A 20,084-nucleotide genomic window follows, 5' to 3' on the forward strand; every position below is an offset into this window, starting at 1 on the left:
CCGATGCAGCCTGCATCGGGGGCGTACGGCAGCATGGGCGGACCCAACACATACCGATGACAGGGGAACCCATGAGCGCGGCGCCCAAGCCGGAGATCCTCGCCGCCTTCGAGGCCGCCAAGGGGTTCATGCCTCTCGGCGAAGGGCTGGCGCTCTACGCGGCCGCAGCCGAGGCCGCCGCGCTGGGCCTGCCCCTCCTGGAGGTCGGCACATACTGCGGGCGCTCCACGATCCTGCTCGCCGACGCGGCCCGCCAGGCCGGCGTGAGCGCGCTCACCGTGGACCACCACCGCGGCAGCGAGGAGCAGCAGCCGGGCTGGGACTACCACGACCCGGAGACCGTGGACCCGGTCGTCGGGCGCATGGACACCCTGCCCACGTTCCGGCGCACGCTGCACGCGGCCGGTCTGGAGGACCACGTCGTGGCCCTCGTGGGCCGCTCCCCGCAGGTCGCCGCCGTCTGGGGCGGCAAGCTCGGCCTCGTCTTCATCGACGGCGGCCACACCGACGAGCACGCCACCGCCGACTACGAGGGCTGGGCCCCGCACGTCGCCCAGGGCGGCCTCCTCCTCATCCACGACGTGTTCCCGGTCAAGATCGACGAGTGGACGGGCCAGGCCCCGTACCGCGTCTACCTCAGGGCTCTGGAATCCGGAGCGTTCACCGAGGTCTCGGCGACGGAATCCCTGCGCGTCCTGCGCCGAACGGGCACCGGGATCTGAAGAAGGACCGTTAGGCTCACCCACGTGTCATACGTAGGCCCGGACAGCGACGGTTTCTTCGACGGCGACGGGGACGGCCCCCGGCGGCCGCGCCGGTTCAGCGGGGGTCCGCTGACCGTGGCGCTCGCCGCGCTCGTGCCCACGGCTCTCGCCGGGTGGCTGATCTGGCAGGTGGTGGGCGGCCCGGGCGAGAGCGAGCCCGCGAAGACGCTGCCTGCCGCGAGCCGGTCGTCGACGGCCGGCGCGGACACCACGTCCCCCTCCCCGTCGAAGTCCGACGACGGCAAGAAGGGCGACGGGTCGCCGAGCGCCGCCCCGTCGAAATCGAAGCCGCCCGCCTCCTCGGCAAAGCCCGCCGGCTCCGGCCCCCTCAAGGGCAAGGTCGTCGTCATCGACCCGGGTCACAATCCCGGCAACTTCCAGCACACCGCCGAGATCAACCGGCTCGTCGACATCGGGACGAACCGCAAGGAATGCGACACGACGGGCACATCGACCAACGCCGGCTACACCGAGGCCCAGTTCACCCTCGACGTCTCGCGCCGGCTGCGCACCCTGCTCCAACAGCAGGGCGCCACCGTCGAGTTGACCCAGAACGGCGACCGCTCCTGGGGCCCGTGCGTGGACGAGCGCGCACGGATCGGCAACAAGGCGCACGCGGACGCGGTGATCTCCGTGCACGCCGACGGCTCCGCGGCCGGCAACCGCGGCTTCCATGTGATCCTTCCCGCATCCGTGAAATCCGGTTCCGCCGACACCACGGCGATCGCGGGCCCCTCGCGCGATCTCGGCGAACGCCTCGCGGGCAACTTCCTGCGCGCCACGGGCTCGGCCCCCTCCAACTACATCGGCGGCGGCACCGGCCTCGACGTGCGCAAGGACCTGGGAGGCCTCAACCTCTCCACCGTGCCGAAGGTGTTCATCGAGTGCGGCAACATGCGTGACGCGAAGGACGCGGCTCTGCTGACGAGCGGCGCGTGGCGGCAGAAGGCGGCGCAGGGGATGTCTGACGGAATCGTGAGTTTCCTGCGCGGGTAGTTCTCACCCTGCGGATCTCGGCAGACACCCCCGCCGCACGGACGATAGTGTCTCCCTACGATGTGGGGCCACCCCCGCGCTTCGCACGGCACAGCAGCGACAGCGACGCCTCCGCCGGCGACCGGACGACTGACGAAGGACCTGAAGTGAATATCCGCTCCCTCACTCGAGGTGACGGCGTGGTGATCGGAGCAGCGGTGTTGCTGTTCATCGCCTCGTTCCTCGATATCTATTCGATCGACGGGAACTCCAGCAACGAAAGTCTCCCGAACGCGTGGGAGAGCGCACCGCTCCTGATGAGCGTCTTCCTCGCCGGCATCATCGCCGCCGCGCTGATCGTCGTCGCCCGGGGGCTGCCCAACGTGCCGAAGGTCGCCGGTCTCGACCTCGGCCAGTTCGGCATCGCGCTCGCCGTCTTCTCGGCGTGGAGCGCGCTCGGGAACATCTTCGACCCGGCGGGTGGCTGGAACAACATCGGTACGTTCCCGGACAACGCGTTCGGTGCCGGCACCGGCGCCATCCTCGGCCTGATCGGCGCACTCGTGCTCGCGGGGGCCGCTGTCGCGACGCCGCTCGTGCCCGCGCTGAAGGGTGCCCTCGTCGGCGCCCCGCGTCCGCAGGCCCCGCAGCCGTACGGCGCGCAGCCCGCCGGCGCTTACGGCTACCCGGGCGCCCAGCAGCCCGGCCAGCCCTACGGCGCCCAGCCCGGTCAGCCGGGTCAGCCCTACGGTGCCGCCCAGCCGCAGCAGGCGGCGCCCGCGCCGCAGGCCGCACAGGCCCCGGCCGGCGACTTCTCGCCGTTCTGGTTCGCGGTGCCGGTGCCGCGTCCGCTGTACGCCGAGGACGGCTCCCCGACGCCGATCGCCGAGCTGGCGCCCGGCACGTGGTACCTGGCCGTCGAGCAGCGCGGCCCGGGCCTGGTGGCCCAGACGCAGGACGGCCGTCGCGGCGTCCTCCAGGACACGACCGGGATCCAGCGCGGCTGACGTCGCCCCGGCTTCCGCGTCACGGCCCCTCACCCGTCTTCCGGGTGGGGGGCCGTTGTCGTACAGTCGCCCCGGAACCACGAACTGACAGTGCGTCAGAAATGGGAGCGACCATGCGACTCGGACTCGCGCTCGGCTACTGGGGCCGCGGTCCCGACCCGCGCCACCTCGAACTCGCCCAGGAGGCCGAGCGGTTGGGCTACGACTCGGTGTGGACCGCCGAGTCCTGGGGCAGCGACGCGTTCACGCCGCTGACGTGGATCGCGGCGCACACCTCGCGCATCCGCCTGGGCACGGCGATCGCACAGATGGCGGCCCGCTCCCCCACGACGACGGCGATGCACGCGCTCACCCTCGACCATCTGTCCGGCGGCCGCATGATGCTGGGGCTCGGCCTGTCGGGGCCGCAGGTGGTGGAGGGCTGGTACGGGCGGCCGTTCCCGAGGTCCCCCCTCACGGCGACCCGCGAGTACGTGGACGTGGTGCGGCAGGTCCTGCGGCGCGAGGGCCCGGTCGAGATGGCCGGCCGCTTCCACGCACACCCGTACCGCGGCGAGGACGCCACGGGCCTGGGCAAGCCGCTGAAGCCGATCACGCATCCCCTGCGCCCCGAACTCCCCGTCCTCCTCGGCGCCGAGGGCCCGAAGAACATCGCGCAGACGACCCGCATCGCGGACGGCTGGCTCCCGCTGTACTGGTCGCCGACGCGCACGGACGCGTACGAGGCCTCCCTCACGGACCTCCCCGAGGACTTCGTGATCGCGCCGATGGCCCGCGTGACGGTCTGCGACGACGTCGCGGAGGGGCTGCTGCCGGTGAAGGCGATGCTGGGCTTCTACATCGGCGGCATGGGCCACGCCAAGCGCAACTTCCACGCGGACCTGATGGCGCGCATGGGGTACGCGGACGAGGCCCGCCGGGTCCAGGAGCTCTTCCTCGCGGGACGGCGCGAGGAGGCCGTACTGGCCGTGCCGGACGCGTTCGCCGACGAGATCTCGCTGGTCGGCCCGCGCAAGCGCATCGCCGAACGTCTTGAGCTGTGGCGCAAGGGCCCGGTCACCGACCTGCTCGTCCTGGCCCCGGACCCGCACACACTGCGGGTCCTTGCCGAGCTCAACTCGTAGCTCTGCAAGCCCTGTTGGGGAATTGGCGCTACGAGCCCGAGGACAGCTCCTTCGCCGACGGCACCTTGTCCTTCACCTCGGCGCCCGCGCTCTTGCCCGCGTCCTTCACCGAGTTGATGACATCGTCGAAGGAGTTGACCGCGGCGCCGTCGCCCTTGCGCAGCTTGGACGGCAGGTCCTTCAGCTTGTCGATGCCCGCCGTGAGCGGCGCGACGGCCTTGGAGAGCAGCGGGTCGCCCTTCGCGTTCTTCACGGCCGCCTTCAGCCTGTTGTACGTGAACGCGCCCGCGACACCGGCCTTGACGAGGGCGAGCTTGCGCCCGTGGGCGCCCTTCTTGAACTTGCCCTTGCGGTACGGCTTCACGATCCACTGGTAGGTCGCGCCGGCCGCGAGCCCCGCGTTGGCGACGAAGCGCGTCTTGGCGAACTTCTGCTTCTCGGCGGAGGTGCTGGCGGTCGGTTCCGCCACGTCCGCGGCCACGGTGGCCGACTCCTTGGCCTTGGCCTTGGCCTTCGCCGTGTCGTTGCTGCTGCACGCCGTCCCGCCCACGAGGAGCGCGGAGCTGACGGTGAGCGCCACGACGGCGCGGCGTATGGGCAGGGTGGAACCGGTCACGACAAACCTCCAGGGCGGGGTGCTGCTCCTCCTGGCAGCGTCCCCCGGGCCCCATGGCCGTGCCACTCGGGCGGGACCGTACGGGTTTCACCCGCTGTGGAGCGGTAACCCGTGCTTCATGTCTCCCAGCCAAGCAACGCGAGGCACCAACCAAGCCGCGACGATCGTGATGGTCGTCGCAGACATCCTGGCCGCCATCCTCGGCCTGTGGATCCTGATGTACCTGCTGGAAGCCAACCGGGCCAACTCCCTGGTGCAGTTCATCCACGACGCGGCCCGGTGGCTCGCCGGCTGGTCGCACGACCTGTTCACGTTCGACGACGCATGGGCGCGGGTGGTCGCGGGCTACGGCCTGGCGGCGCTGGTGTACCTGTTCGTCGGGCACTTCGTCGCCGGCCGCCTGCGCCGCTACTGAGCCGGGCTTCCCTCGCAGCAGTCCGGTTCGAAGCCCGCCGGGAGGCGGCCGCCGAACACCGAGCAGGTGGCCTCGTCGCCGCCGAGCGCGGCGACGGCGAGCAGCACCGAACCGGCCGTCCACGCGGTCAGTTCCCTCGGCCAGACCGCCTGGTCGTCGAAGACGTAGCCGGTCCAGTACAGGCCCGACTCCGGGTCGCGCAGGTGCTGGATCGACTGGAGGATCTCCAGAGCGCGGTCGGACTCGCCCACCGCCCACAGGGCGAGGGCGAGTTCGGCGCTCTCACCGCCGGTGACCCACGGGTTGGGGACGACACAGCGCACGCCGAGCCCGGGGACGACGAAGCGGTCCCAGGACGCCTGGATGCGCTCCTCCGCCTCGGCGCCGGTGAGGGCGCCGCCGAGGACGGGGTAGTACCAGTCCATCGAGTAGCGGTCCTTGTCGAGAAACCGCTCGGGGTGGCGGCGGATCGCGTGCCGCAGGCTGCCGGCCGCCAACTCCCAGTCGGGCTGCGGCTCTTCGCGCTCCTCGGCGATGGCGAGGGCGCACCGCAGCGCGTGGTGCACGGACGAACTGCCGGTCAGGAGCGCCTCGTCGACGGGCGTCCCGTCCGGCTCGCGCTTCCAGCCGATCTGCCCGCCGGGCTGCTGGAGCCGCAGGACGAACTCCATGGCCGCGTACACGGTGGGCCAGATGCGGTCGAGGAAGGCGTCGTCGCCGGTGGAGAGGTAGTGGTGCCAGGCGCCCACGGCGACGTAGGCGACGAAGTTGGTCTCGCGGCCGTGGTCGGTGATGTCACCGGCGTCGCCGTCGGCGTAGGCCGCGTACCAGGAGCCGTCCTGGTTCTGGTGGCGGGCGAGCCAGTCGTAGGCGCGCTCGGCGGCGTCGTGCTCGCCGGCCGCGTCGAGGGCCATGGCGGCCTCGGTGTGGTCCCACGGGTCGAGGTGGTGGCCGCGGAACCACGGTATGGCGCCGTCCTCGCGCTGCACGGCGAGGAGCCCGCGGACGGTCGCGGCGGCCTGCCCGGCGGTCAGTACGCCGGGCAGGACGAGGTGTTCGGTCTTCTCCGGGCTCGTCACGCCTCGGCCTTGGGCAGGTGCGGCTTGGTGGCGTACGCGACGAAGCTCTTGCCGACGACCGGGTTGAGGAGCTGCTCGGTCACCCGGGTGAGCGCCGGCTTCTTCATGATGTCCCAGACCAGGAGCTTGTGGTACGCCCGCACGGGGAGCGCCTTGTCGTTGTCGACGCCGAACGCGCACTTCAGCCACCAGTACGGCGAGTGCAGGGCGTGCGCGTGGTGGGTGCCGTACGGCTTGAGGCCCGCCTCGCGCATCTTGCCGAGGAGCTCGTCCGCCTTGTAGATGCGGATGTGGCCGCCCTCGACCTCGTGGTAGGCGTCACTGAGGGTCCAGCAGACCTTCTCCGGGCCGTAGCGGGGCACGGTCACGGCGATGCGGCCGCCCGGCTTGAGGACGCGGACCATCTCGGCGAGCACGCCCTTGTCGTCGGGGATGTGCTCCATCACCTCGGAGATGATGACGACGTCGAACGAGGCGTCCGGGAAAGGGAGGTTGAGGGCGTCGCCCTCCATGGCGGTGGCCGTGGCGCCGGCAGGGGCCTCACCGGCCTCCTTCATCGCGGCGAACCACTTGGCGACCTCGCGGATCTCCTCGCCGTTCTGGTCGAGGGCGACCACCTGGGCCCCACGCCGGTAGCACTCGAACGCGTGCCGACCGGCTCCGCAGCCGAGGTCGAGTACGCGGTCGCCTGCGGCGAGCGGGAAGCGGGTGAAGTCGACGGTCAGCACGTGGCCCTGCTTTCGCGGTCGGATCCTGCACGTTCGAGGGGGGTGGCGGCGGGGCCTGCGAGGGCCCGGCCGGCCGAGCGGGCGATGGACTCGCGGTAGAGCTCGGCGGTGCCGAGCGCCGCGCGGGCCCAGGTGAAGTTCCTCAGCACGCGTTCGCGTCCGGCGACGCCGAGCCGCGCCCGCAGCTGCGGGTCGCCGAGGAGTCTGCCGAGCGCGGCGGCCAGCGCGCCCGCGTCGCCGGTGGGCACCGCGAGGCAGGTCTCGCCGTCGGGCCCGGCGACTTCGGGGATCGCTCCGCCGGTGGTGGCGACCAGGGGGGTGCCGGTGGCCATGGCCTCCGCCGCGGGCAGCGAGAAGCCCTCGTACAGGGAGGGCACGCAGGCGACCTCCGCCGACCGTACGAGGTCGACGAGTTCGGCGTCGGTGATGCCCTTGACGAAGGACACGGCGCCTTCGAGGCCGTACTTCTCGATGGCCGCGGCGACGGGCCCGTCCTCGGCGCGCTTGCCGACGACGACGAGGTGGGCGGCCGGGTTCTCGGTGCGGACCTTGGCGAGCGCCTCGACGAGGAAGACGAGTCCCTTGAGGGGGACGTCGGCGCTGGACGTCGTCACGATGCGGCCCGGCACCTCGGCGACCGAGGGGTCCGGCGAGAACAGGTCGGTGTCGGCTCCGATGTGCACGACGCGGATCCGGTCCTGGCGCACGCCGAGGTGGTCGACGATCTCCTGGCGCGAGGTCCCGGAGACGGTGAGCACGGATGGCAGGCGGCGGGCGACGCGCTTCTGCATCCGCGTGAACGCGTACCAGCGCCGTACGGAGGCGCGCCGCTTCCAGTCGGGCGCGGCGTCGATCTCCAGCTGCCGGTCGACGGTGATGGGGTGGTGGATCGTGGTGACGAGGGGCGCGCCGAGCGCGGCGGGCCCGCCCAACAGGCCGTAGCCCAGCGTCTGGTTGTCGTGCACGATGTCGAACTCGCCGCGCCGCGCCCGCAGATGACGCCGGGCGCGCAGCGAGAACGTGAGGGGTTCGGGGAAGCCGCCGGTCCACATGGTGCCGACCTCGAGCGCGTCCACCCAGTCGCGGTACTCGTCGCGCCCCGGGGTGCGGAACGGGTCGGGGCTGCGGTACAGGTCGAGGCTGGGCAGCTCGGTGAGCCGGAGCCCCGTCAGGTCCTCGCCCTCGTCGAGCACGGGGTACGGCTGGGAGCCGATGACCTCGACCTGGTGCCCGAGCCGGGCGAGTTCGCGGGACAGATGGCGGACGTAGACGCCCTGCCCGCCGCAGAACGGGTTCCCCTTGTACGTAAGGAGAGCGATGCGCAACGGACGGTCACCGTCGGCGGAGGACCCGGCCCTGGGGCCCGCCTCCATGGCCTCAGCGGTCACTCGTGGCCCCCTTCTCGCGGCACGTTCACGCGAGACTACGCGTGGGCGGTAATCTAGAACAAGTTTCAGAGTTGCCGGCTCTTTGATCCTTCAAGGAGCACAGAATCTACCGGCAGGTAGCCTCGCTGTAACGCTCGGATCAGGTGATTCGCGCCACGACGGAGCCCCCGCTCCCCTGCCATGATGAGCCTCTCGAAAGCACCGGATTACGGCCTGACAGCCACGGAACGGGACACATGACAGCGGAAGCGAAGACAGCACATCCGGCGTCGCCGCCCCTCACCGAGCGCCAGGAGGCGCGCCGCCGCCGCATCCTGCACGCGAGCGCCCAGCTGGCCAGCCGCGGCGGGTTCGACGCGGTGCAGATGCGTGAGGTCGCCGAGTCCTCGCAGGTCGCGCTCGGCACGCTGTACCGGTACTTCCCGTCCAAGGTGCATCTCCTCGTGGCCACGATGCAGGACCAGCTCCAGCACATGCACGCGACGGTCCGCAAGCGCCCGCCCTCGTCCGACCTGCCCTCGGAGCGGGTCGCGGAGACCCTGATGCGGGCCTTCCGCGCACTCCAGCGCGAGCCGCACCTCGCCGACGCGATGGTGCGCGCCCTGACCTTCGCCGACCGCAGCGTGAGCCCCGAGGTGGACCAGGTCTCCCGCCAGACGACGGCGATCATCCTGGACGCCATGGAGCTCGACGACCCGACGCCGCAGCAGCTCTCCGCGGTCCGCGTCATCGAGCACACCTGGCACTCGGCGCTCATCACCTGGCTGTCGGGGCGCGCCTCGATCGCTCAGGTGAAGATCGACATCGAGACGGTGTGCCGGCTGATCGACCTCACCACGCCGGACGAGAAGAACGAGAAGAAGTAGACGCCCCGGCGGGATACCGGCCCCGGGCCGCGAGCGGCGCCGGGGCACGCGAAAGGCCGGGGCACGCGAAAGACCTACGAGACGGGTTCCCTGCGCCGGCATGGTCCGGATCAGGTGTTAGGGGTCGCCTTCCGGCTCTGCTACTGCCTTCCGGCCTCTCAGCCCTACCGTCGACGTCGGCCACGGCGGATGCCGTTTGCATCACGCCCCAGTCGGCTACTCCGGTGGGACTCCCTCACTCGCCTCATAGGCCAATTCCAGAATAAGCCGCCCATGCCGTGATGCAACCCACCAAAGGGGATTTTTTTCTTCAGTCTTCCGGCGGGAAGACCGGTTCCCCGCTGCCGAGGAGCGTGATCATGACGGCTTCCACGGGACAGCCCTCCGCCGCCGCCAGGATCTTCTCGTTGGCGTCGGTCTCCGCCTCGACCGGACGGGACTGCATGCCCGAGTCGAGACGGAAGGCGTCCGGGGCGTGGTGGACGCACTGGGCCGAGCCGATGCAGACGCCCCGGTCGACCTCCACGTGCCAGCGGTCCCCCATCACGCCTCCCAGCCGGCCGGCAGATGGATCATCTTGTGCTCCAGGTAGGCGCTGTACCCCTCGGGCCCGAACTCCCTGCCGAGACCGGAGTTCTTGTAGCCGCCGAAGGGGCCGAGCATGTCGAGGCTGAAGGTGTTCACGCTGTACGTGCCGGTGCGCACCTGCCGTGCGACGTCGATGCCGTGCGCGACGTCGGCCGTCCACACGCTGCCGCTGAGCCCGTAGTCGGAGTCGTTGGCGATCTTCACCGCCTCGGCCTCGTCGCCGTACGGGAGCAGGCAGATGACGGGGCCGAAGATCTCCTCGCGGGCGATGCGCATCGAGTTGTCGACGCCGCCGAACAGGGTCGGCTCCACGTACCAGCCCCGGTCGAGCCCGGCGGGACGGCCGCCGCCGGTGAGGATCTTGGCGCCCTCCTCCTGCCCGATGCGGATGTAGTCGAGCGAGCGGCGCTGCTGGCGCTCGGCGACCAGCGGGCCGACCTGGGTCGCCGGGTCGAGCGGGTCGCCGACGACGAGCGCCGCCGCCGCCTCCGTGAGCGCTCCGGCGAACTCGTCGTAGCGCGAGCGGGGCAGGAGGATGCGGGTCTGGGCGACGCAGGCCTGGCCGTTGTTCATCCAGGCGGACTGGACGAGGCCGGGGACGGTCGTCGCGAGGTCGGCGTCCGGCAGGACGACGGCCGCGGACTTGCCGCCGAGTTCGAGGGTGACGTGGGTGAGGTTGCGCGAGGCGACCTCCATGACGCGCCTGCCCGCGGCCACCGATCCGGTGAAGGAGACCTTGTCGACGCCCGGGTGCCCGACGAGGTACTCGCTGACCTCGCGGTCCGCGGGAAGGATGGACAGGACCCCCTCGGGAAGGCCGGCCTCCTTCGCGATCTCGCCGAGCAGATACGCGTCGAGCGGCGACTCCGGCGACGGCTTGAGGACGACGGCGCAGCCGGCGAGCAGCGCGGGCGCCAGCTTGGCGGCGGCCACGAACTGCGGGACGTTCCACGGGACCACGGCCGCCACGACACCGACCGGCTCGCGCCGCACGAGGATCTTCCCGAGCGCGCCGTCGCGCGTCTCCTCATACGTGAAGTTCTTCGCGACGGTGATCGCGGAGTCCCACACCATCATCGCGCCGAGGGCCTGCGCGAGGACGCTCCATGAGTACGGGGAGCCGTTCTCGCAGGAGATGAGGCGGGCGATCTCCTCGTGCCGTACGGCGATCGCGTCCTTGATGCGCTCGACGACCGCGATCCGCTCGTCGAGCGGTAGCCGCGGCCAGGGTCCTTCGTCGAACGCCCGGCGGGCGGCGGCGACCGCGCGGTCGACATCGGCGGGCGCCGCGTGCGGCACGCGCCCGAAGACCTCACCGGTGTGCGGGGAGATCACCTCGATGACGTCCGTGCCGGAGGGCTGCGTCAACTCCCCGCCTATGTAGAGCTGTCCGTGCTCCACGAACTCGTGCTCAAGCCGTTCCCCATGCCCGGTCATGACCGACCGCCTCTCGCGGGACGTTTTCTGACACTGCATCAGAACCTTTGGAAACTGATACCAGTTCCAGTTCCAGGAGTCCACGGGTCCACGGGTCGGCAAGGCGGCCGTCGTACAACAAGTCGACCCGGGCGACCATTGGAACAAGTTCTACTACAGTGGCGGGAGTTCGAGGTCGTCGTACGAGAGGTGGGGCCCGATGACGCAGGTGACCGACCACGGCGGAGGCGTCTGGTCCCTTCGGGTGCCGATCCCCGACAACCCGCTCGGCTACACCCTGGTCCACCTCCTCGACACCGACCGCGGGCCGGTCCTCATCGACACCGGCTGGGACGACCCCGAGTCGTGGGACGCGCTCACCGAGGGCCTCGCCGCCTGCGGCACGAGCGTCGGTGAGGTGACGGGGGTCCTGATCACCCATCACCACCCCGACCACCACGGCCTGTCGGCCAAGGTGCGCGAGGCGTCCGGCGCCTGGATCGCCATGCACGAGGCGGATGTCTCCGTGGTGCGCCGCACCCGGGAGAACCCGCCGGAACGCTGGTACGCGTTCATGGCCGCGAAGCTCGCCGCGGCCGGCGCCCCCGAGGAGCACATGGCGCCGCTGATCGCCGCCCGCGACTCGGGCCGGGCCCGCAGCCTCCCGGGCCTCGCCCCCGCGCTCCCCGACCGCACCATCACCCCGGGCGATCTGCTCGACCTGCCGGGCCGCCGCCTGCGCGCGATCTGGACGCCAGGCCACACCCCGGGCCATGTCTGCCTGCACCTGGAGGAGGACCACCCCGCCGGGCTCGCGGGCAACGGCCGTCTCTTCTCCGGCGACCACCTGCTCCCCGGCATCACCCCGCACATCGGCCTCTACGAGGACCCCGACGACGCCACGGTCACCGACCCGCTCGGCGACTACCTGGACTCGCTGGAACGCGTCGGGCGCCTGGCCCCCGCCGAGGTGCTCCCGGCCCACCAGCACACGTTCACCGACGCCCCCGCCCGCGTACGGGAGCTGCTCGACCACCACGAGGAGCGCCTCACCGGCCTGCTCACGCTGCTCGCCACCCCGCTCACCCCCTGGCAGCTGGCCGAGCGGATGGAGTGGAACCGGCCGTGGGAACAGATCCCTTACGGGTCACGCACCATCGCGGTCTCGGAGGCCGAGGCCCATCTGCGCCGACTGGTGAAACTGGGCCGCGCGGAGGCGGTCGCCGGGAGCGACCCGGTGACGTATGCGCCGGTCTGACCTATGCACTTGACCTGCGCTTTACCCGCGTTGCGCGATCTTTACCGGACGTACGAAACAGCCTGCCCGGCGGGCCTTCCGCCGCATGGTCGGCGGGTGGCAACAGGCGTAATGTCTGGCATCTCAGAACTGGACCGACAAGGGGGCGGCCACCGATGGCGCCGGACGAGGCCGTGGTCGGCTGTACGGGGAAGCTGGTCATCGCCACGCGCGGAGCCGACGGCCCGGGCGAGGCACTGGTGCGGGTGCGGGGCGGCAGCGAGACGTTTCTCGCGTGGTCCGACGAACCCCTGGAGCGCGGGGCGACGGTCCTGGTGATCGAGTCCCGCGGCACCCGCCAGGTCGTCGTCATGGCCTGGAGCGATCCGTCGCTCGAAGGATGGGCCGACGGCTCCGGCGACACGGGGGACGCCCGCTAAGGAGACTGAAGGATGTTCGGATATCGCGTTCCCGCTCCCGATGAGGCGATGCTGATCTCGGGTGGCAGGCGGGGACTTGGGGGAGCGCCGTTCCGGGTCGTGACGGGACACGGAAAATTCGTCCTACCCATCTTCCGCAAGACCCGCTTTCTGTCCTTGGCCATGTCCGAGGCCGAGGTCGTCGAGAAGTGCGTGACCCGGCAGGGCATCGCCCTGACCGTGCGCGCCGTCATCGCGTTCAAGGTCGGCAACGACACGGAATCCATCGTCAACGCCGGCCAGCGCTTCCTGTCGGACCAGGACCAGATGTCGGTCCTGACCGGCCGGATCTTCGCCGGTCACCTGCGCTCCATCATCGGCTCGATGACGGTCGAGGAGATCGTCACGGAGCGGCAGAAGCTCGCCGCCGAGGTGCTCGACACCTCGAAGGCCGAGATGGCCAAGATCGGGCTGATCGTGGACTCGCTCCAGATCCAGTCCATCGACGACGGCAACACCGGCTACATCGACGCGATGTCCGCTCCGCACAAGGCGGCCATCCAGCGACAGGCCCAGATCGCCCAGGCACAGGCCACCCAGGCCTCGACCCAGGCGCAGCAGGAGGCCCAGCGCAACCAGGCCGAGTACGCGCGGCAGACCGCCGTCGTCCAGGCCGAGTACAAGGCCGAGGTGGACCGTGCACAGGCGGCGGCCGCCCAGGCCGGGCCGCTCGCCCAGGCGCACGCCGAGCAGGAGGTCCTCGCGGCGCGCACCGAACTGGCCGAGCGGGCCGCCGAACTGCGCCAGCAGCAGCTGGTCGCCGAGGTCGTGAAGCCCGCGGAGGCGGACGCCGAGCGGATCCGCGTGATGGCCATCGCCGAGGCCGAGCGCATGAAGATCCAGGCCGCCGCCGCGGCGTCGTACGACCGGGTCGCGCTCGACCGGATGCTGATCGACCAGCTGCCGCAGATCGTGAAGGAGGCGGCCGGCGGTCTCAAGGGCGCCAACGTGAACGTGCTCAACGGCGCGGACGGCCTCGGTGAGATCGCGGCCGGACTCGTCGGCCAGGGGCTGACCATCCTCGACTCGGTCCGCCGCAACCTGGGCACGCCGGACGGCGACGCCAAGAAGAACGGCGGCGAGATGGAGATCCAGCGGTACCTGGGGGCGGCGTCGAGCCCGGTGGACGGTCGCGACGGCCGTGACGGCGACGACGGGCCGGTCGACATCCGCTGAGCCCGGTCGTCACCGGCAGGCGCGGTCCCGAAGGGCCGGGGCAGGCTTCGGTCTGCCCCGGCCCTTCGGGCGCCCGGGGGAGGTCCCCTACGGGCCGGTACAGTGGGCGGGTCGTCATCATGCCCGCGCGGGGGGAAGCCGGTGCGAATCCGGCGCTGACCCCTTCCCCGAGCTCTCGGCTCCGCTCGAGCAGGGGAGGCCCCAATCCGTGAACCACGTAGGTGGTGAGCCGGACTGCCCCGTGCGGCGCGTGACCGGCTCGTGCCATCGGCCTTCGCCGGTGGCCGGCACCGTCGAGGCATACGGAGCCGGAGCCGCCCGGTGCCCGCGTGTGCCGTGCCGCCCGGCTCCCCGCAGGGAGAGGCACCCGCCCCACCATGAACATTCGCCGCAGCGCCGCGCTCGTGGCGGCCACCGCCGTCATCGGCATGGCCACCGCCCCGGCCGCCCTCGCGGACGGCTCCGCGCCCTCCGCGTCCCCCTCGGTGGCGATTCCCTCCGGGCTCTACGGGAAGACCGACCCGACGTACGACGGTGTCTGGCGGCAGTCGCTCGCGCTGCTCGCGCAGGACACCGTCGGTGTGAAGCCCGCCGACAAGGCCGTGGCCTGGCTCGCGGGACAGCAGTGCGAGAACGGCGGGTTCGCCGCGTTCCGCCCCGAGCCGGGCAAGGAGTGCGACAAGAAGACGCTCGTCGACAGCAACAGCACGGCCGCCGCGGTACAGGCCCTCGTCGCGGTCGGCGGCCGCGAGGGCGAGGTCACCCGCGCTGTGGACTGGCTGAAGAAGGCGCAGAACGGCGACGGCGGCTGGGGCTACAACGTCGGCATGGACAGCGACGCCAACTCGACCGCCGTCGTGACCGGCGCGCTCGTCGCCGCCGGCGAGAAGCCCGCCGACGTGAAGTCGGGCCGCGACAGGACCGGCCAGGACGCCCTGGCCGGTCTCGCGCTCCCCTGCTCGGACGGCAAGGACGGCGGCGCGCTCGCCTACCAGCCCGACAAGAAGGGCAAGCTCGCCGCCAACGCGGACGCCACCGCCGCGGGCGTGCTCGGCGCGCTCGGGACCGGCATGGCGCCCGGCAAGGGCAAGGCCCCGGACAGCTATGTCTGCAAGGACGGCGGGACGACCGGGGACCTCGCGCACAACGCGGCCGTCTACCTCCAGACCCAGCTCAGCACCCACCTGTACCTGAAGGCCGTCACCCCGGGCAGCACCAAGTCGCAGCCCGACTACGGCAACACCGCCGACGCGGTCACCTCGATCGCGGCCGCCGAGGGCGTCAAGTACACGAAGGACCCGTACGCCTGGCTGGAGAAGAACGCCGGTGACTGGGCCGAGCAGTCCGGTCCGGCCGCCTACGCCCAGCTGATCTTCGCCGCGCACGCGACGGGCAACGACCCCCGTGATTTCGGCGGCACCGACCTCGTGAAGGCCCTGAACGCGACCGGTCCCGCGCCCGCGTCCACGAAGGCCGCCAAGGCCGACAAGAAGAAGGACGACAGCGGCATCAGCGTCTGGTACGTCGTCGCCGTCGCGGCCGTCGCCGGTATCGGCATCGGCTTCCTGTTCAGCGGCCGCAAGAAGCAGCAGCTGTGACCACGTACCGCCGCCGAGGCCTGGCCGTTCTCATATGTGGCGTGCTGGGTGCGCTCATCGCGGGGGCGGGCCAGGCGCAGGCGACCGGCTATCGCTACTGGTCGTTCTGGGACCGCGACGGCTCCGCCTGGGTGTACGCGTCGCAGGGCCCGTCGACGGCCCGGCCGTCGGACGGCGATGTGCAGGGGTTCCGGTTCTCCGTGAGCGAGGACTCGCAGGACTCGGCGAAGCCGCGCGGGGCTGCTTCCTTCGACGCCATCTGCGCGGACACTCCGGCGAAGGGCGGCGAGAAGCGGGTGGCGCTCCTCGTCGACTTCGGCACGGCGCAGGACGCGCCGTCCGGTGAGACGCCGCCGAAGCCGCGTACGGCGTGTGCGCGCGTCGCGGACGACGCGACCAGCGCGGAGGCGCTCGCCGCCGTCGCGAAGCCGCTGCGCTACAACGACCAGGCGCTGCTGTGCGCCATCGCCGGCTTCCCGAAGACGGGCTGCGGCGAGCAGGTGTCTTCCTCCAAGGGGACTTCCGGCAAGGGGACTTCCGAGGGGACCGAGCAGGGCAGGTCCAAGGACGCGGCGTCCGACGGCGGTGGCCCCTCCGTCGGCCTGATCGCGGGCGGCGCCGCCGTCGTCGTGCTCGGGGCGGGCGCGGCCTGGCAGGCCCGCCGCCGGCGCGGCTGAGGCAGGCACGGACACGGACACGGACACGACGATTCGATGAGCAGCACCGGCGCAGGTTCACCGCACCCCGCCCCGCGTACGCGCCTCGCGCGCGACCCGGGGACGGGGCCGTCCGCGCGCCGTCATCCCCTCGCCGCGCCCCGGGCCCACCGCTCGAACGCGCTGCACCCGGGCGCCTGGTGGCTCTGGGCGCTCGGGCTCGGCACGGCGGCATCCCGGACGACGAATCCGCTGCTGCTCGCGCTGCTCATCGGGGTGGCCGGATACGTGGTGGCCGCGCGGCGCACGTCGGCGCCGTGGGCGCGCTCGTACGGGGCGTTCGTGAAACTGGGGCTCGCGGTGATCGGGATCCGGCTGGCGTTCGCGGTGTTCCTGGGGTCGCCGATCCCGGGCACGCACCTGCTCCTCACGCTGCCCGAGGTGCCGCTGCCGGAGTGGGCGCAGGGGGTGCGGATCGGAGGCCGGGTCACGGTCGAGGGCCTGGTGTTCGCGCTGTACGACGGTCTGAAGCTGGCCGCGCTGCTGATCTGCGTGGGCGCGGCGAACGCCCTCGCGAGCCCGGCCCGCCTCCTCAAGTCCCTGCCGGGCGCGCTGTACGAGGCCGGGGTCGCCGTCGTCGTCGCGATGACGTTCGCGCCCAACCTGATCGCCGACGTGCGGCGGCTGCGCGCCGCGCGCCGGCTGCGCGGCCGGCCCGACAAGGGGCTGCGGGGCCTGGCGCAGGTCGGTCTTCCCGTCCTTGAGGGCGCACTTGAGCGGTCGGTGGCGCTGGCCGCCGCGATGGACGCGCGCGGGTACGGGCGCACGGCCGAGGTGCCGGCCGCCGTGCGCCGGGCCACCGCGGTGCTGACGCTGGGCGGCCTGGTCGGGGTGTGCGCGGGTACGTACGGGCTGCTGACCGCGGACGGCGCGCGGTACGGGCTGCCCGTGCTGCTCGCCGGGGTGGCGGCCGCGCTCGGCGGGCTCTGGCTCGGCGGGCGCCGCTCGGTCCGCACCCGGTACCGGCCCGACGCGTGGGGCGTGCGGGCGTGGCTCGTCGCCGCGTCGGGGGCGGCCGTCGCCGCCGTGATGATCCGGGCCGGTTCCTACGATCCCTCGGCCCTTGCGCCCGGCGTCGTGCCGCTGGCCGCGCCGACGCTGCCGCTGTGGCCCGCGGCCGGGGTGCTGCTCGGACTGCTCCCCGCGTTCGTGGCGCCCGCGCCGCCGCTCGCCGAAACGCCCTCGAAGGAGGCTTCATGATCCGGTTCGAGGACGTCTCGGTGACGTACGACGGGGCCGCGACACCCACGGTCCGCGCCATCGAACTCGACGTATCCGAGGGCGAGTTGGTGCTGCTCGTGGGGCCGTCCGGCGTCGGCAAGTCGACGCTGCTCGGCGCGGTGAGCGGCCTCGTGCCGCACTTCACCGGGGGCACGCTGAGCGGGCGCGTCACAGTAGCGGGGCGCGACACCCGTACGCACAAGCCGCGCGAACTCGCCGACGTGGTGGGCACGGTGGGGCAGGACCCGCTCTCCCACTTCGTCACCGACACGGTCGAGGACGAGCTCGCGTACGGCATGGAGTCGCTCGGGCTCGCGCCCGGCGTGATGCGGCGCCGCGTCGAGGAGACCCTCGACCTGCTCGGCCTCGCCGATCTGCGCGACCGTCCCATCGCGACGCTGTCCGGCGGGCAGCAGCAGCGCGTCGCCATCGGCTCCGTCCTCACCCCGCACCCGCGGGTCCTGGTCCTCGACGAGCCGACGTCCGCGCTCGACCCGGCCGCGGCGGAGGAGGTCCTCGCGGTGGTGCAGCGCCTCGTGCACGACCTCGGCACGACGGTCCTGATGGCCGAGCACCGGCTTGAGCGGGTCGTTCAGTACGCGGACCAGGTCGCGCTCCTCGCGGGACCCGGCGAGCCCCTGCTGCTCGGCGCGCCCGCCGAGATCATGGCCGTGTCGCCGGTGTTTCCGCCGGTCGTGGACCTGGGCCGCCTCGCGGGCTGGTCACCGCTGCCGCTGACGGTGCGGGACGCGCGGCGCGGGTCCGGGGAGCTGCGGGAGCGCCTGGCGGGGCTCGAGCCGCGCGAGCCTCATGAACAGCCGCAGCCCACTGCCTCCCCCGAATCCCGCCGGTCCCCGCTGCGCCGCACCCGCAAGCAGCCCGAGGCTGCCGCCGTCGCCGAGGTCGCGGGGCTCGCGGTGCGGCGGGGGCGCGTCGAGGCGCTGCGCCACGTCGACCTCACGGTCGGGCCCGGCGAGATCGTCGCCCTGATGGGCCGCAACGGCGCCGGGAAGTCCACTCTCCTGTCCACCCTGGTCGGCCTGGTCCGCCCGTCGTCCGGCACGGCCCTCGTGGGCGGGGCGGTCCCGCACCGCACGGGCCCGCGCGAGCTGATCCGCCGCGTCGGCCTGGTCCCGCAGGAACCGCGCGACCTCCTGTACGCGGACACGGTGGCCGCCGAGTGCGCCGCCGCCGACCATGACGCGGGCGCGGGTCCGGGCACCTGCCGCGCCCTGGTCTCGCGGCTGTTGCCCGGCATCGCGGACGACACCCACCCCCGTGACCTCTCGGAAGGCCAGCGCCTCACCCTCGCCCTGGCGATCGTGCTGACGGCCCGCCCTCCGCTGCTCCTGCTCGACGAGCCGACGCGCGGCCTCGACTACGCGGCGAAGGCCCGCCTGATCACGGTCCTGCGCGGCCTCGCGGCCGAGGGGCACTCCGTCGTCCTGGCCACGCACGACGTGGAACTGGCCGCCGAGCTGTCCCACCGCGTCGCCGTCCTCGCCGACGGCGAGATCGTGGCGAACGGGCCCACGTCCGAGGTGGTCGTGGCCTCCCCCGCCTTCTCCCCCCAGGTCGCCAAGGTCCTGGCCCCGGGCAAGTGGCTCACGGTGGCCCAGGTCCGCGAGGCCCTGGAGGCCGCGGGCGGGCCGGAGGAAAGGGCATGAAGACCGCACCCGGGACCGGGCGCCCCGACCGCCAGGCCCGCGCCGTACGTCTCGGCCCCCGCTCCGTGGCGGCCCTGCTCCTCGTGAGTGCCGTGGGGGTGGCCGCCTTCGGGTGGCCGCTGCTCGCGGGCCCTTCGTCACAGGTCAGCGCGCATGCGCAGGACGCGCCCTGGCTGTTCGCGGGGCTGCTCGTCCTCCTGGTGGGCGTGGTGGCGGCCGCCGTGTCCGAGGGCGGGGTCGGGCCCAAGGCGGTGGCGATGCTCGGGGTGCTCGCCGCGACGGGCGCGGCGCTGCGGCCGATCGGGGCGGGGACCGCCGGGATCGAGCCGATGTTCTTCCTGATGGTGCTGAGCGGGCGGGTGCTCGGGCCGGGCTTCGGGTTCGTACTCGGGTCCGTGACCATGTTCGCGTCCGCGCTGCTCACCGGCGGGGTCGGCCCGTGGATGCCGTTCCAGATGCTGTCGATGGGCTGGTTCACGATGGGCGCGGGGCTGCTCCCCGGTGCCATGGGGGTCCCCCCTGCTCGAGCGAAGCCGAGAGCTTGGGGGAGGCTGCGCGGCCGCGCCGAGGTGCTGATGCTGGCGGCGTACGGGTTCCTCGCCGCGTTCGCGTACGGCACCGTCATGAACCTGGCCGGCTGGCCGTTCCTGGACTCGCTGTCGTCGAGCGTCGCGTTCCAGCCGGGCGCCCCGCTGCACGACAACCTGGTCCGCTTCCTCGCCTACTGCCTGGCCACGTCGCTGGGCTGGGACCTGGGCCGGGCGGCCCTGACCGTCGTCCTCACCGTCACGGTCGGCCCGGCGCTCCTGAGGGCGCTGCGGCGGGCCACGCGCCGTGCCGCGTTCGAGGCCCCGGTCACATTCGAGGGCACCGAGCCGTAGGGCTTCACGCGCGCTGCGTCACCGAATCGTGCCCGCGCCGTGAAGCACCCCACATGACCCACGTCACCTACGAGGCACGGCCGTAGACGCGATCGCTTGACGTGCCCCCGCCAAAATGCCCTCCGGCCTGGGGATGGGAGCCA

At 72.4% G+C, this 20,084-nt stretch carries 20 protein-coding genes; 14 read left to right on the plus strand and 6 right to left on the minus strand.

Features of this window, described 5'->3' with window-relative positions:
- Window positions 1-71 precede the first annotated feature (71 nt).
- The 4 genes from ACWIGU_RS26450 (at window position 72) to ACWIGU_RS26465 (ending at window position 3,870) form a co-directional block, all read left to right on the plus strand.
- A complete protein-coding gene (locus ACWIGU_RS26450) occupies window positions 72-722 on the plus strand; it encodes a class I SAM-dependent methyltransferase (RefSeq protein ID WP_454404183.1) in 651 nt (216 codons plus the stop codon).
- 24 nt (window positions 723-746) lie between these two features.
- Window positions 747-1,760 carry an N-acetylmuramoyl-L-alanine amidase gene (locus tag ACWIGU_RS26455; RefSeq protein ID WP_454404184.1) on the plus strand — a complete coding sequence of 338 codons (1,014 nt, stop codon included), beginning with the start codon at window positions 747-749 and terminating at the stop codon, window positions 1,758-1,760.
- Window positions 1,761-1,906: 146 nt separating this feature from the next.
- Window positions 1,907-2,746, plus strand: coding sequence for a hypothetical protein (locus tag ACWIGU_RS26460; RefSeq protein ID WP_454404185.1), 840 nt, complete (start codon window positions 1,907-1,909; stop codon window positions 2,744-2,746).
- Between the two features lie 113 nt (window positions 2,747-2,859).
- Entirely contained in the window at window positions 2,860-3,870 is a 1,011-nt protein-coding gene (locus ACWIGU_RS26465) for an LLM class F420-dependent oxidoreductase (protein ID WP_454404186.1), read from the plus strand.
- A gap of 28 nt (window positions 3,871-3,898) precedes the next feature.
- On the opposite strand, the gene ACWIGU_RS26470 is transcribed toward ACWIGU_RS26465, so the two are convergent.
- Window positions 3,899-4,486 (minus strand): hypothetical protein, encoded by a 588-nt coding sequence (locus tag ACWIGU_RS26470; RefSeq protein WP_454404187.1) that lies wholly within the window; start codon window positions 4,484-4,486, stop codon window positions 3,899-3,901.
- Window positions 4,487-4,604: 118 nt separating this feature from the next.
- Between ACWIGU_RS26470 and ACWIGU_RS26475 the strand changes: the two genes are divergently transcribed.
- Window positions 4,605-4,901: a hypothetical protein gene (locus ACWIGU_RS26475; protein WP_356272842.1), complete on the plus strand. Its 297-nt coding sequence runs from the start codon at window positions 4,605-4,607 to the stop codon at window positions 4,899-4,901.
- Here the strand turns inward: ACWIGU_RS26475 and ACWIGU_RS26480 are convergent.
- Genes ACWIGU_RS26480 through ACWIGU_RS26490 form a run of 3 tightly spaced genes read right to left on the minus strand, consistent with a single transcriptional unit; the run spans window position 4,895 to window position 8,096 of the window.
- Entirely contained in the window at window positions 4,895-5,980 is a 1,086-nt protein-coding gene (locus ACWIGU_RS26480; protein WP_454404188.1) for a prenyltransferase, read from the minus strand. The two genes, ACWIGU_RS26475 and ACWIGU_RS26480, sit on opposite strands and share 7 nt — an antisense overlap.
- Window positions 5,977-6,708, minus strand: a complete 732-nt coding sequence (locus tag ACWIGU_RS26485) for a class I SAM-dependent methyltransferase (protein WP_326775988.1) — start codon at window positions 6,706-6,708, stop codon at window positions 5,977-5,979. The genes ACWIGU_RS26480 and ACWIGU_RS26485 overlap by 4 nt, the downstream gene beginning before the upstream one ends.
- On the minus strand, window positions 6,702-8,096 hold the full coding sequence (locus ACWIGU_RS26490) for a glycosyltransferase family 4 protein (RefSeq protein WP_454404189.1): 1,395 nt from the start codon (window positions 8,094-8,096) through the stop codon (window positions 6,702-6,704). The genes ACWIGU_RS26485 and ACWIGU_RS26490 overlap by 7 nt, the downstream gene beginning before the upstream one ends.
- 236 nt (window positions 8,097-8,332) lie before the next feature.
- Here ACWIGU_RS26490 and ACWIGU_RS26495 point away from each other — a divergent pair, with 236 nt between their 5' ends.
- The gene (locus ACWIGU_RS26495) at window positions 8,333-8,962 is read left to right on the plus strand and encodes a TetR family transcriptional regulator (RefSeq protein WP_454404190.1); all 630 of its coding nucleotides are present in this window, start codon (window positions 8,333-8,335) and stop codon (window positions 8,960-8,962) included.
- A 310-nt stretch (window positions 8,963-9,272) separates the two neighbouring features.
- Here the strand turns inward: ACWIGU_RS26495 and ACWIGU_RS26500 are convergent, their stop codons facing one another.
- Together ACWIGU_RS26500 and ACWIGU_RS26505 are read right to left on the minus strand one after the other, a co-directional pair.
- The gene (locus ACWIGU_RS26500; RefSeq protein WP_356272833.1) at window positions 9,273-9,506 is read right to left on the minus strand and encodes a ferredoxin; all 234 of its coding nucleotides are present in this window, start codon (window positions 9,504-9,506) and stop codon (window positions 9,273-9,275) included.
- The gene (locus tag ACWIGU_RS26505) at window positions 9,506-10,987 is read right to left on the minus strand and encodes an aldehyde dehydrogenase (RefSeq protein WP_454404191.1); all 1,482 of its coding nucleotides are present in this window, start codon (window positions 10,985-10,987) and stop codon (window positions 9,506-9,508) included. Before ACWIGU_RS26505 ends, ACWIGU_RS26500 begins: the two co-directional genes overlap by 1 nt.
- Before the next feature lie 199 nt (window positions 10,988-11,186).
- Here ACWIGU_RS26505 and ACWIGU_RS26510 point away from each other — a divergent pair, with 199 nt between their 5' ends.
- From ACWIGU_RS26510 to ACWIGU_RS26545, 8 genes are all read left to right on the plus strand, one after another.
- A complete protein-coding gene (locus ACWIGU_RS26510) occupies window positions 11,187-12,224 on the plus strand; it encodes an MBL fold metallo-hydrolase (RefSeq protein WP_454404192.1) in 1,038 nt (345 codons plus the stop codon).
- A gap of 155 nt (window positions 12,225-12,379) precedes the next feature.
- A complete protein-coding gene (locus tag ACWIGU_RS26515) occupies window positions 12,380-12,643 on the plus strand; it encodes a hypothetical protein (RefSeq protein ID WP_454404193.1) in 264 nt (87 codons plus the stop codon).
- Between the two features lie 12 nt (window positions 12,644-12,655).
- On the plus strand, window positions 12,656-13,858 hold the full coding sequence (locus ACWIGU_RS26520) for an SPFH domain-containing protein (protein ID WP_454404194.1): 1,203 nt from the start codon (window positions 12,656-12,658) through the stop codon (window positions 13,856-13,858).
- Between the two features lie 377 nt (window positions 13,859-14,235).
- Window positions 14,236-15,456, plus strand: coding sequence for a prenyltransferase/squalene oxidase repeat-containing protein (locus ACWIGU_RS26525; protein WP_454404195.1), 1,221 nt, complete (start codon window positions 14,236-14,238; stop codon window positions 15,454-15,456).
- Window positions 15,453-16,133: an SCO2322 family protein gene (locus ACWIGU_RS26530; RefSeq protein ID WP_454404196.1), complete on the plus strand. Its 681-nt coding sequence runs from the start codon at window positions 15,453-15,455 to the stop codon at window positions 16,131-16,133. Before ACWIGU_RS26525 ends, ACWIGU_RS26530 begins: the two co-directional genes overlap by 4 nt.
- A gap of 36 nt (window positions 16,134-16,169) precedes the next feature.
- Window positions 16,170-17,372, plus strand: a complete 1,203-nt coding sequence (locus ACWIGU_RS26535) for an energy-coupling factor transporter transmembrane component T (RefSeq protein ID WP_454404197.1) — start codon at window positions 16,170-16,172, stop codon at window positions 17,370-17,372.
- Window positions 17,369-19,060, plus strand: a complete 1,692-nt coding sequence (locus ACWIGU_RS26540; protein ID WP_454404198.1) for an ABC transporter ATP-binding protein — start codon at window positions 17,369-17,371, stop codon at window positions 19,058-19,060. The genes ACWIGU_RS26535 and ACWIGU_RS26540 overlap by 4 nt, the downstream gene beginning before the upstream one ends.
- Window positions 19,057-19,941 (plus strand): ECF transporter S component, encoded by an 885-nt coding sequence (locus ACWIGU_RS26545; RefSeq protein WP_454404199.1) that lies wholly within the window; start codon window positions 19,057-19,059, stop codon window positions 19,939-19,941. Before ACWIGU_RS26540 ends, ACWIGU_RS26545 begins: the two co-directional genes overlap by 4 nt.
- The last annotated feature ends 143 nt before the right edge of the window (window positions 19,942-20,084 follow it).

It is taken from the genome of Streptomyces sp. NPDC055400 (assembly GCF_053644375.1).